This window comes from Acidianus infernus (assembly GCF_009729545.1).
Classification (GTDB): domain Archaea; phylum Thermoproteota; class Thermoprotei_A; order Sulfolobales; family Sulfolobaceae; genus Acidianus; species Acidianus infernus.
Window position 1 is genome coordinate 41,573 of record NZ_WFIY01000004.1, and the last position, 12,236, is coordinate 53,808.

Annotated in this window: 13 protein-coding genes; 10 read left to right on the top strand and 3 right to left on the bottom strand. The window is 37.0% G+C overall.

The window, feature by feature from the left end; all coding sequences use genetic code 11:
- Nucleotides 1-97 precede the first annotated feature (97 nt).
- Complete coding sequence (locus D1867_RS12580; RefSeq protein ID WP_276608422.1) at nt 98-223, top strand: hypothetical protein; 126 nt, start codon at nt 98-100, stop codon at nt 221-223.
- A 121-nt stretch (nt 224-344) separates the two neighbouring features.
- Here the strand turns inward: D1867_RS12580 and D1867_RS00320 are convergent, their stop codons facing one another.
- Both D1867_RS00320 and D1867_RS00325 read right to left on the bottom strand, forming a co-directional pair.
- On the bottom strand, nt 345-2,459 hold the full coding sequence (locus D1867_RS00320) for a molybdopterin-containing oxidoreductase family protein (protein ID WP_155862317.1): 2,115 nt from the start codon (nt 2,457-2,459) through the stop codon (nt 345-347).
- Between the two features lie 271 nt (nt 2,460-2,730).
- Nucleotides 2,731-3,816 (bottom strand): acyl-CoA dehydrogenase family protein, encoded by a 1,086-nt coding sequence (locus tag D1867_RS00325; RefSeq protein ID WP_155862318.1) that lies wholly within the window; start codon nt 3,814-3,816, stop codon nt 2,731-2,733.
- Nucleotides 3,817-3,985: 169 nt separating this feature from the next.
- On the opposite strand from D1867_RS00325, the gene D1867_RS00330 reads away from it, so the two are divergent.
- Genes D1867_RS00330 through D1867_RS00345 form a run of 4 tightly spaced genes read left to right on the top strand, consistent with a single transcriptional unit; the run spans nt 3,986 to nt 7,042 of the window.
- A complete protein-coding gene (locus tag D1867_RS00330) occupies nt 3,986-4,711 on the top strand; it encodes an electron transfer flavoprotein subunit beta/FixA family protein (RefSeq protein WP_155862319.1) in 726 nt (241 codons plus the stop codon).
- Nucleotides 4,708-5,556: an electron transfer flavoprotein subunit alpha/FixB family protein gene (locus D1867_RS00335; protein WP_155862320.1), complete on the top strand. Its 849-nt coding sequence runs from the start codon at nt 4,708-4,710 to the stop codon at nt 5,554-5,556. The genes D1867_RS00330 and D1867_RS00335 overlap by 4 nt, the downstream gene beginning before the upstream one ends.
- Complete coding sequence (locus D1867_RS00340) at nt 5,553-6,776, top strand: FAD-dependent oxidoreductase (protein ID WP_338077894.1); 1,224 nt, start codon at nt 5,553-5,555, stop codon at nt 6,774-6,776. Before D1867_RS00335 ends, D1867_RS00340 begins: the two co-directional genes overlap by 4 nt.
- Complete coding sequence (locus D1867_RS00345) at nt 6,773-7,042, top strand: ferredoxin family protein (RefSeq protein WP_338078065.1); 270 nt, start codon at nt 6,773-6,775, stop codon at nt 7,040-7,042. The genes D1867_RS00340 and D1867_RS00345 overlap by 4 nt, the downstream gene beginning before the upstream one ends.
- Before the next feature lie 147 nt (nt 7,043-7,189).
- Here the strand turns inward: D1867_RS00345 and D1867_RS00350 are convergent, their stop codons facing one another.
- Nucleotides 7,190-7,972 carry a BtpA family protein gene (locus D1867_RS00350; protein WP_155862322.1) on the bottom strand — a complete coding sequence of 261 codons (783 nt, stop codon included), beginning with the start codon at nt 7,970-7,972 and terminating at the stop codon, nt 7,190-7,192.
- Between the two features lie 138 nt (nt 7,973-8,110).
- Between D1867_RS00350 and D1867_RS00355 the strand changes: the two genes are divergently transcribed.
- From D1867_RS00355 to D1867_RS00375, 5 genes are all read left to right on the top strand, one after another.
- Complete coding sequence (locus D1867_RS00355; protein ID WP_155864354.1) at nt 8,111-9,232, top strand: radical SAM/SPASM domain-containing protein; 1,122 nt, start codon at nt 8,111-8,113, stop codon at nt 9,230-9,232.
- Nucleotides 9,205-10,260 (top strand): TIGR04053 family radical SAM/SPASM domain-containing protein, encoded by a 1,056-nt coding sequence (locus D1867_RS00360; protein ID WP_155862323.1) that lies wholly within the window; start codon nt 9,205-9,207, stop codon nt 10,258-10,260. The genes D1867_RS00355 and D1867_RS00360 overlap by 28 nt, the downstream gene beginning before the upstream one ends.
- A gap of 65 nt (nt 10,261-10,325) precedes the next feature.
- A complete protein-coding gene (locus D1867_RS00365) occupies nt 10,326-10,577 on the top strand; it encodes a hypothetical protein (protein ID WP_155862324.1) in 252 nt (83 codons plus the stop codon).
- Nucleotides 10,578-10,612: 35 nt separating this feature from the next.
- A complete protein-coding gene (locus D1867_RS00370; protein ID WP_155862325.1) occupies nt 10,613-11,425 on the top strand; it encodes a hypothetical protein in 813 nt (270 codons plus the stop codon).
- Nucleotides 11,426-11,619: 194 nt separating this feature from the next.
- Nucleotides 11,620-12,219: a hypothetical protein gene (locus D1867_RS00375; protein ID WP_155862326.1), complete on the top strand. Its 600-nt coding sequence runs from the start codon at nt 11,620-11,622 to the stop codon at nt 12,217-12,219.
- The last annotated feature ends 17 nt before the right edge of the window (nt 12,220-12,236 follow it).

A 12,236-nucleotide genomic window follows, 5' to 3' on the forward strand; every position in this document is an offset into this window, starting at 1 on the left:
AGTGTGCCCAACTATTAGTAAAACTTTCCTAACATTGTTAAAAAATCTTGATAACGCCCTTAAGAGTTATTAAATACGTAGAATTTGATGATGATCTATGAATTTCAATTGTTGGACACGCTTACAGAGATTGAGGTTAAGGGATGAAAGGGGATGGATAGCCCAAGACGTTAATGACGCTCCTCCCCAGCTCAAGTATGAGCAAACAGCAATAAGGGACTAGGTGAATGAAAGTCCCTCACTCTTCCAATTCTCTGAGCCACCCGAATCGATGAACCCCTTGGGAGGGAACCTTTCAGGAGGAAGTCAGTTGAATAAGCTGACTACTTTATTACAATGTTTTTCTATACCTTCCTTATCTTTACAATGTTTAAGGACTGAGCTATACTTCCAGAAATTGGGTCGGTAATTTGGTCGCTTATTAAACTGTTTACGTCGAAACCATGACCATAGGCGAATCTTTCTCCCTTAGAGTGTCTTCCAAAGCCGAAGTATGTAAAGGCTGTGTCTTCCCTTATGTCATCAGTTACTCTAACCTTGCATCTTACTCTTTGACCGGTAGTTAAGGAAATTAATTCTACTTCGTCATTGTCCTTTATTCCCAGTTTTTCAGCCCTTTTCCTGTTAATGGTAACAGGGTTTTCTGGAGCCAACTTTATCAGTGTTGGTATATCAAAGGTTATGCTGTCTTGAGTGTGATATAAAGTATGGCCGCTTGTTAGGTAAAATTCGTCGTCTTCTCTAGGCATTACGTTTTTTTCTATATAAGTAGGTAATGGATAGTATCCGTGCTCGTGTAAGATTGTGGAGTATATCTCAACTTTTCCTGACGGAGTATTTAATCCCTTCTTATAAGGATAAACTTCGTAAATTTCCGTAGGTATCTTTACGCAACCTTTTGAGTAAAGTTCTTCCTTGTTTATTCCTAGTTTACTTAGAATCATATCCTGCAAGGAATTAAAAGTGTCATTTGCTAATTTTAACCTTCTTTCAAGTTCTAATAATATCCACCACAACGGTTTTGTATCGTAATAAGGCTCAACCGCCTTTTGATGAATATCAACCCACGCTTCCAAAGTCCAACCTACTGGTAAAGGTAACTCGTCCCTTTCTAAATAAGTAGATTCTGCTAGCACTACATCAGCGTACTCTGTTACGTCAGAAGGCATAACGTCAACAACTACTAGGAAGTCCAACTTGCTTAGCGCTCTCCTAACTAGGTCGCTATTAGGATCTCTACCGTCAAGGTTTGTCCCTACGACCATTAAAGCTTTTATTGGATAAGGGCTTCCGGTAAGTATTGCCCTATATACTTCCTGAAAGGCGGCATAAGTTAATGGATACCTAATTTTATCTATCCTCTTAACCTTTGCCTTATTCTCTTCATAGAGCTTTATCTTGGGCTTTTTAGAGAATACTAGTCCTCCTTTCTTGTCCAGATTGCCTATCATTGCATTAATTATGAAAGCTGACATCCAGGTGTAAGTTGAGTCCGTGGAAAAGGAAGTATGCCAACCGTCGTCTATTGCTGCGGAAGGTCTGTTTTCCCACAAGTTTTCTGCAATGTACTTAACGTCATCGTAAGTAGCTCCGGTAATGTAATTCAGCCTCGAGTATACTTTCTCTCCTTCCTTCATTAGCAAGTAAAAGGCTGTAGCTACTCTTCTACCGTTTCTTTCTCCTTCATAGATTAACTTATCTGAATACTCATTAGTAGGAGATAAATCGTCTTCGTAAATTAACAGCGGAGCGTTACTGTACTTCTTTAGGAAATCTTCGTCGTACATCCCGTTCTTTATCATGTAATATATTACGGAAAGTAGGAAAGCAGTATCGGAGCCAGGCCTTATAGGAATCCACCTATCTGCATATCTTTGAGCTATTGCCGACTTCCTAGGATCAATAACTGCTATCTTCATTCCGTTTTTCCTTCCTTCTTCTATTCTCCTAACTATGTCAGGAACAATGCCTTCCAGGGGATTCCTGCCTATAAATACAACAAACTTAGAGTTAGGATAATCAGGGTCAATGCTTCTAGGGCCTTCTGCTCCTAAAACTAACTCTGCAGCTACAGTCCTCGGACCGTGACAAACTGATTCGTGGCCTATTAAGTTAGGCGTTCCGTAAAGTGCTGCAAACCTTTCTAAAAGTTCCTTACCGTAATCGTGGTAAGTTATAGCTAGGTATTCTGGATGGCCTTCGTCTAAAAGTTCTTTAAGCCTTTTGGTGACTTCGTCTAAAGCTTTTTCCCAACTTGTTGGAACCAATTGATCTCCTTCCCTAATCAAAGGGGATTTAAGTCTATCTGGGTGAGTAAGCAAATAAGGACCAGCCGCACCCCTGCCGCAAATACCAGGCTGGGGGTGATTCCTATTTGCAGCAACTCTTACTACCTTTCCTTCAACTGTGGCAATTATTCCGCAAGCGTTTTTGCACATGTAGCATCTTAAGAAAGCCATACACTTTATTTTTACCAATAATTTATTTAATCTAATTGGGAACTCAGGAAATATTTCTTTGTTAGCATAATAAATGAACTGCTCTTCTTTTCTAACCTCCTGAAAGGGTTACCTCCCAAGAGGGCTCATCAATTCGAGCCTGGAGAACCATTTGAGGGGACTTTCATGCCCCTCCATCGAGCTGGGGAGTCACTAAAAACTTTCTTAGGTTATAAATCCCCTTTCCGTTCCATTAACTCCCTTTTCCCTGGTAAGAAAAATAAATAAAAGTTCAGCTTACAAGAATTCCTCCCAGTACTTTCTTTGATATTTCTAACGTCTGGAAGTGCAACATTGGTGCTCTTGCGTCTCTATAATATTTCTCTATCTTTAAGGCATTACTAAATCCGTGACCGCCGGTTATTCTTAAAGCCTTATCTATTACATCTAATGCATTCTCGGTTATGAATATCCTTGCCTTAAGTACTGCTGGTAATGGATTCTGCGTACTTAATTGATCTGCTGCGTAGTAAAGTAATTGCCTCATTGCCTCTATCTTTGCAGACATCTCAGCTAGGTAAATTTGTACTCCTTCGAAAGAGCCTAGAGTATTTTGTCCTAATTTCCTGCTCTTAACGTGATTTAAGGCCTCCTCAAAAGCTCCTTCTGCTAATCCCAAGGATATTGCTGAAACTCCTAACATTCCTACTCTTCCTAAAACTCCTAGAAACTTAACTGCGTCGTCAACTATGAAATTATCCTTACTCACTTCCGCATTCTCTAGTATTAATTCTCCCCAGGATACTCCTTTCATTCCTAAGGAAACAAACTTTTGTCCTACTTTTGTTTGTCCTTTCTCGACTAGGATTACTCCTGGCTTTTGTTGACCTACAATTTTAGTTATAATCATGAAAAGATCTAATTCTCCTACTCCAGTAATGAAAGTCTTGTTCCCATTAATTACGTATTTGTCTCCTTTCAATTCTGCAGTAGTATTAAGCACAGCGTTTATTGCACCGCCCACTGATTCAGTTCCTGCTGCGCCAATTAACAGCTTGCCGTTAACTAGGTCATTCATGTACTTATCCTTTAATGTCTGACTTGCGAAAGTATTGAAGGCCATTGTTGCTGCAACGTGAGTTACGTAAATCCAAGCCGTTGACGGTGAGACCTTTGCAATATTCTTAACAACTTCAACGAAAACTCTTGCCGGTAAACCCATGCCGTAAGGTTTAGGTATTAAAATTCCCATAAATCCTTGTTGAGCTAATAATTCAAGGTTCTTTCTAGGGAATATTCCTTGTTCTTCACTTGTTGAATCGAGTTGTTTTGCTACTTCACTTGATGACTGGATTATTAACTCTGTTTCCTCGCTCATAATAGAGAGAGTGAAGGTTGATTTAAATAATTTACCAATATAATTCTTGTTTTAATTAAGTTGAGAAAGTATAGGCTTTATTTGACATTTGTATCGATTTTAAAGAATATCAAATAAAGTAATGGAAGTGGAAGTTAAACGTTTAAACGATTTTTAACAATTATAGTTTATGAATATTATAGCATTATTTAAAATAGTTCCTGATGACACTTTAATAAAGATAAGCGGAAACTCGCTTGACCTAAACGTTCCAAATAAAATAAGCACTTACGATAAGAACGCCATAGAGGAGGCTATAAGAATAAAAGAGAAACATGGAGGAAAAGCTTACGGCATTACGGCAGGGATTACGGATAGGAAAACTATAAGGGAAGCTTTAGCAATGGGCCTTGACGAGGTTATTTCTATTGACATGAAAGAAATGGACGTCATGACTACAGCTGAGGCTATTGCAGAAGAAGTTAACCAAATAAAGCCTAATATAATATTAGCAGGAGAAAGCACTACTGACAGTAGCGGAGGCGTTCTACCTTCGTATTTGGCGGCAATATTAAATTACCCTATTGTGTCTTACGCAAAATCGATTTCAATTGAAGGAGATAAGGTTAAAGTAGAGAGGAATTTAACAACGCTTACTGAAATTGTAGAAGCCCCCATGCCTGCCGTAATTTCAGTTGTTGGCGAAATAAACACTCCTAGAATACCAACTGTTAGACAAATTTTAGAGTCAGCAAAGAAACCTGTGAGGAGCTTGACCTTTAATAAAACTCCAAAAGTTAAGATAGTTAGTATTTCTCCTTATGTTATTCAGAGGAAAAAGATTATAATAGAAGGTAAAATGGAGGAGGCAGTTGATAAATTATTATCATACTTAAGGGGTGAGGGTGTACTATGAAGGTAGTAATATATTCTGAGGATCCGGAAATAATAAAAGCTGGGGCTAGCTATTTTCCTAAAGAATATATTATAGGTATAACTACAAGAGAAGTAAAATACGCCGACGAATTATATTTAGTTGATAAGATAGATGAGGAATTTATAAGCAACTTCATTACATCGTTAAAACCTGACGTAGTTTTAGTAGGGAATTCTAAGAGGGATAAAACTATTGCAGGCTACGTAGCGGGTTTGCTCAAAGTACCTATAATTCCAGAAGTTATGGATCTTGAAGGAAATAAGGCTAAGAGAGTAGTTTACAGCGGTATGGGGATAGCGGAGATAGAATTTTCTTACCCAGCAGTTATTATAATAGGAAGAAAAGAAGTACAAGTAAAGGAGAAAGAGAAAATCAAGATTAATAAGTTGGAGGTAAAAGAAGGTAGAGTAAAAATTCTGGAAGAGAAGAGCAAGGGAGAGCAAGGAGTAAACTTGTCGACTGCCGAGATAATAGTTTCAGTTGGAAGAGGAATAGGCTCAAAGGAAAACGTGAAATATGCAGAAGATCTAGCTAACGCTTTAGGTGCAGCATTAGGAGGTAGTAGACCAGTAACTGCAGAACTTGGCTGGTTACCAGAAGATAGGCAAATAGGTCTTTCTGGAAATAAGGTAAAGCCCAAATTATACATTGCACTAGGAATTTCCGGCCAACCTCAACATTTGGCTGGCATTAAGGACGCTAAGATTATAGTAGCAGTGAATAAAGATAAGAACGCGCCTATAGCTGAAAATGCAGACTACACTATCGTCGGTGACGCTATAGAATTTTGTAAAATAATGAGTGAAAAGGTGAAAAATAAGTGAGCTTTGATGCAGACGTAATTATAGTTGGCGGAGGACTCTCCGGTTTATCTGCGGGGATAACTGCAGTAATGGAAGGGCTTAATGTAATTCTCTTAGAAAGAGGAGAATATAGCGGTGCAAAGAACGTTTCAGGAGGAAGAATGTATATTCATGCATTAAAAATGTTGATTCCAGATGCACTAGAGAGAGCACCTTTAGAAAGACCTATAACGAAGGAGACTTTTGAAATATTTTGTGATAAAAATAGGAAAATTACATTCTCTTTTGAGGAAAAAGATAAGAAAAACAGCTTTTCAGTATTAAGGTCAAAGTTCGATAGGTGGTTAGCTTCTGAGGCAGAGAATTTAGGCTTACTAATATCTTACTCCACTCTTGTTTTAAATGCCTATAGGGAAGGCGAAGGGATAACTTTAGAAACAAATAGAGGCACACTTAAGGCACCACTTATAATTGATGCCTCCGGAGTTACCTCCATAGTATTTAGACTATTAGGACTGAGAAAATTTACTCCAGATAAGTGGATGCTAGGAGTGAAAGAGATAATAAAGACAGACGTTAATTTGCCGGAAAATGAAGGAGAAGTTAGGACAATAGTAGGGGCAATAAAAGGTGTTAAAGGCGGAGGCTTTGTTTATACTAATAAGGATACGTTGTCTGTAGGCATGGCAGTAACTTTCGATTCCCTTCCTAAATCTGAATTTCCTGCGAAAGATTTAGTTGAAGCGTTTAGGGAAAGGATAGGAATTGAAGGGGAGATTTTAGAATATTCAGCCCACGCTATTCCTTACTACGGTTTTAAGAACTTGCCACCATTATATGATAAAAATTTGATTGCAGTAGGAGACTCTGCAGGATTTCTAATTAATGACGGCTTTACAATAAGGGGAATGGATTTAGCAATAGGCTCTGGAATGATTGCGGGACTTGCAGCAAAAAAGATCGTAGAGAGTAGGAATTTCTCAAACACCGAGGTTTATTATGAAATGCTTAAGGATAGCTTCGTGCTTAAGCACCTTGAGTTGGCTTATAATCGTTTTGAGCTGATTAATTCTCCTTTAACTCTTTCAACTTACCCAGAGATTCTATGCAATGTATTATCTGATATGTTTACAGTTGAGGAGAATAGGAATACGTTAATTAATGACTTCATATATAGATTAAAGGAGAAAGGAATCCCGCTAAGCCAGACGGTGAGGGATTTATGGAAGGCAATAAAATAGTTCCTCTTTTGAAGAGGCTAGGATTAAATACTTATAATGTGGATAAAAAGCCACATATAGAAGTTAATACTGACATCTGTATTAATTGTAAGGATAAGCCGTGTACGGTATCATGCCCGGCAGGTACTTACGAAGCTTTGCCGGACGGAAGAATTGCCGTACATTATGAAAGGTGCTTAGAATGTGGTGGGGCATTAGTAATATGTCCATTCGGGGCTATTAAATTTAGGTTTCCTGAAGGTGGAATATCATATAGGTATGGTTAATTGCTAACTCAATACATCTCATTAGAAAACTAGAAATGTAAGGAATTTATCTAATTCTTAGCTTATTATTTGTGAAAAAGTCAATTGTAGTTCTCATATCACGCCATTAAGTTGACTACTTAGCTTTTACGTTGTGATGTATTAAAATTACTTTTGCCTACATTCTTTTACTAAATATTCATAAGCCTCCTTCTTACTAGGACCGCCTATAGCTCCTCCTTCCTTAAAGTCCTTTTCACCTATTATTAAACCATCAGCAATTTTACAGAATTCCTTAAAGTTCTCGAGAGAAATTCCGCTACCTACAATTACGGGTAAATTGACCGAAGCTTTCACTTTCTTAACAGTGTCCGCAGAAGGTGGAATTGAACTCCTAGGACCAGAAACTATTACTGCGTCAGCTCCTCCTCTCTCAGCTAAATCCTGAGCTGCCAACTCTATCGGTAAATTATATAAAGGGTATGCATGTTTAACGTGAATATCTGCAAATACCATTACGTTAGAATTTAAGAACTTTTTTAACCTCAGGAGTTCTGCAGCCTTACCTTCTATTATTCCTTGATCCGTTACGTAAGCTCCTATTAGTACATTACATCTTATAAACTGAGAACCAGTGACGTGGGCAATGGAAAAAGCGTCTATACAACCATTTCTTAACACGTTGACACCCACAGCGTCGAAATAGAAGTTCTTTCTAACTTCTCTAACTATGATACTCATTGAAGCTATTGTAATTGGTGGAATATTGTCTTTAAAAAATGGGTAATCGCCCAAATTCTCAACTATAACACCGTCTACTCCTGCTTCTTGCAACTTTTGGGCCTCAGTTATTGCGTAATTAACTATCTCGTCAAGACTCATTTTGTTATTAGGAGAGCCAGGGAGAGGAGGAAGATGAATCATACCTATTATGAAGGGCTTCTTTTCCATGAAGAAAAATTACGCAAAGCAGTTCATATCTTTATCTGGTATTAGCTAACTGCACAAAGTGCTTCATTAACGGTAATAACGAAAAAATTAATAATCTTACTTTGTCAGATTTAAATGCTAAAAATCCAAGAAGTCTTCATGATTCCAGTAAGCGTAATGGTTACAGATACTGGGACGGTTTCCTTTAAGATTAAAGGGCGTTACGGCAGGGATTCTCCAAGTAAATTCAGTGAGGTTTTTAGGCCAATAGTAACCTGGAATTTGACTTATAAATGCAATTTACGTTGCCTCCACTGCTATATTAATGCTTCTCCAAACGCTCCAGACGGCTTGAGCACTGAAGAGGCGTTAAACCTCGTAGATCAAATGGCAGAAATAGGGATACCGATGATTATAATGAGCGGTGGAGAACCGCTGATGAGGAGGGACTTCTTTACAATTGCGTCTTACGCCACTAATAAGGGAATAAAACTCTCGTTATCTACTAACGGAACGTTAATAAGCGAAAGTGTAGCGAGAAAATTGAAGGATTTAGGCTTTGTGTACGTGGGAATAAGCCTCGATAGTTACTCTCCAGAATTCCATGACAAATTTAGGGGAGTTCAAGGAGCGTTCAACATGGCAATAAAAGGAATAAAGAACGCATTAAATGCTGGGCTAAATGTAGGTTTAAGGTTCACGTTAACTAAGGAAAATATTTTGGACGTAGATAATTATATCGAGCTAGCGGTAAAGCTTGGAGTCTCAAGGATAACGTTCTATCATCTTTCCGCAAGCGGTAGAGGGAAAGAACTGAAAGATTGGATGTATACTCCAGAGGAATATAAGATTTTCATTGATAAAATAATTCATTATGCCAAGGAATTGAGAGGTAAAATTGAAATAGAAACGACATTAGGTACTTTTGACGGGATTTATATTGCCAAATATTTAAATGATAAAAAATTGCTGGACTTCGTTAAATCTACTGGAGGCTGTGGTAGGAAAATGATCTCAATTTATCCTAATGGTGACGTATTCCCTTGCCAATTTATAGACTTCGTAAAGCTGGGTAACATTAAAGAGAAACCGTTAAAGGAAATTCTTAAAAATATTCCTGATATTTTCGTCAGTACTGAGAATTATTTAAAAGGAGAGAAATGCGGTACTTGCGAATATAAGGAATATTGTAAAGGGGGAGATAGAAGCAGAGCCTACTACTGGGATGGAAGCATTTACGGAGATGATCCGTTATGTCCTTTGAGAGAGCTCCACATTTAGTATTCTGGGAGGTAACTAAAGCCTGCCCTTTAGCTTGTAAGCACTGCAGGGCAAACGCTATACAGAATCCTTTGCCAGGAGAATTAACTACTGCAGAAGGCAAAAAGTTATTGGAGGAAATATCAACTTTCGGTAAAGTAGTTGTAGTATTCACTGGAGGAGACCCGCTAAGTAGAAGCGATATATTTGAGCTAATGGACTATGCTAAGCAATTAGGATTAATAACCTCCATAGCTCCTGCACCTTCTTACAAATTAAATGAAGATAATATAAGGAAAATTAAAGAAGTAGGAGTTACTTACATGTCAATAAGCCTTGACGGTGCTAAGCCAGAAACTCACGATTGGCTGAGAGGTTTAACTAGTTATAAATACGCAATTAACGGGATAAAAGAAGGATTAAAACAAGGATTGACCGTGCAAGTAAATACTCTAATCTGGAAAGGAAGTTATCCTGAATTACCGCAAATAGCAAAAATCCTTCACGACTTAGGAGTTAAAGTTTGGGAAATATTCTTCCTAATTCCAGTAGGCAGGGGATCTGTAGAACTAGATATTCCTAAAGAGAACTATAAGAAAGTAATCAACTTCTTGCTAGAGGTAAGTAAATACAACATAATAGTAAGGACAGTAGAGGGACCTTTCTTTAGGAGGGCTAAGTTAGAGTACCCTGAGGGCTTTGAGAATAATGAACTAATTGAAGAATTGAGGAAATTACTAGGAAAACCGCCTAAAGAAGACGTTGATAAGTCAATAGTGCCCACAAGAGATGGCTCAGGAGTAATTTTTATCTCCTATGACGGTGAGATTTACCCAAGTGGGTTCCTTCCATTATCCTTAGGTAATGTAAGGAAAGACAGTATAGTTAAAATATATAGAGAATCCCATATACTGAAACTTATAAAAGAAGGAAAATTAAAAGGCAAATGCGGAAGTTGTAAGTACGTGAACGTATGCGGAGGCAGTAGGGCAAGAGCTTATGCAGTTTACGGAGATCCATTAGAGGAAGATCCTGCATGCCCTTATTAGTTTAAGGAACTTTGTAGGTATTACGTCTATAAAAATTTATATAAAATTTCCAAGTAAATTATCATATGGAAGAAGTAGATTTCCAAAAGATCATTGAAAATCCCTCCAGTATAGGTATACAAATGAAAGTAAGGAAAGCAATAAGCTGGTCAGAGAAAGAAAGGATAAAGTCACAGATACATTTACTTACTGTAAAGGGAAGCGGAAATAAAATAAAGTTCATGCCTGGCAGTGAAGGAGAATTCCTAATTTATGACGGAAATTTCCTCTATGTTTATTATCCTCAAGAAAATAGTGTAATCAAGTTCATTATCTAGCAAATTTTATTTTTTCTTTAAGAAAATGTTATCACGTGAGAATAGAAGTTGTTGTTTATACTGCTGTCGTCTCAGCTTTCATAATATCACTCCTCTTCTATCCCGTCTTTGAGGTGAATAGTTCTATTTATTCTCAGGAGTTAGAACTTTTTGGATTTAACATAAGATTTTACGATTACTCCTCAACAGTATTCTTGCCCTTACCTATTGCAGGAGTTATTTATGCATTATTATCTGCAATAGTACCACTTGCATGGAGGAAAAATAGGTACTCTCTTTACTTGTCAACAATCCTCATCTTACTTTCAATTTCTATGTTCATTTCGTCGTATATTTACGATGAGAGATACCTATTTTATTACGACTATTCTGTACTTCCTACATATAATGGAGCATTCCTAATATACTTCCCTAAAGTATTTTCTTTCAATTTACCATTCTTTATTTTAATAGCTTCCGCAGCAATAAGCTCGTTGAACTCTGTTACAAGGGCTAGATGGATTCCAATAAGTAAATTAACATTACTAGAAAAAGTTCTTCATGATTTAAGATATAATGAAATAGAAAGAGGAATAGTTAGACTTTTCACGGAATTAAATGTTCCATATAGCATTGAAGAGGGGGTTATATCGGCCCCACACTTAAAGATATTAAAGGATAATAGGAAAATAAAAGAGGCTTTCTTCCCTAGAAGGTTTAATACCTCTGTTATCTTCATTCAAGGAAATAAAGCTTACAAGATAGATAATGGTGAATTGAAAGAAATTTCATTACTAGAAGTTATAAAAATTATTTTACAAAATATTGAAATAAACGAAACTAGGATAGAAAAGGAAGAATACTTATAAAGATTAAGTTAACTAATAAAAATTGATAAAAATAGAGAAAGTAAGAACGATACGCCTATCGTAAAACTACGAGAAAACATAAACAAATGTTTATATTTTTAGGGTTTCAAAGACAAACTTAAAAATCGAGAGTACTTAAAAGTTACTGTCTCTATTACTAGAAAATTTTATATAGACAAAAAAGCATGTAAAGAATGACCAGAATGACGAGAATAAACAAGAAAGTATTATTAACTCTTATATTTTTAAGCGCATTAATCCCAGTGGTTGCGGCAGACGTTATTTACTACTATCATGGATCAATAACAGTTTATACAACTACAATGCCAATAGAACTTAAGGTAGGACCTAATGGAGACGAAACAGGATATATAACTACTACTGTAGGTAACGCTGGGGGCAATTTCGGTTATTGTTTCTCTTCAACGATCTATATAACAAACTCAACTTATAGTTACTTCCATCATTTCCTCACTATAAAGGCATGTAAACCAGGTTACTTATTTGTTACCAACATTAGTACAACTACTGGAACATATATTAAATGCGCATGGCTAATAATACAATGTGCTAGTACTGGAAAAACAATAGGAGAATTCAAGATAATTAGCAACGGAGCTCCATATAAATGTACTACAGCTATTTCATTAACTAACGGAGATTCATATTGCGTTTCACTACTAGTTGAGCCAAATAATCCATTACCCAGTAGTGGAACAGACCTAGGGACAATAACAGTTTACTTAGGATATAACGTAATTAGTGCTAGTGCAATATGCCTTCCCCCCACTTAATAGCGTAGGTCCTATAC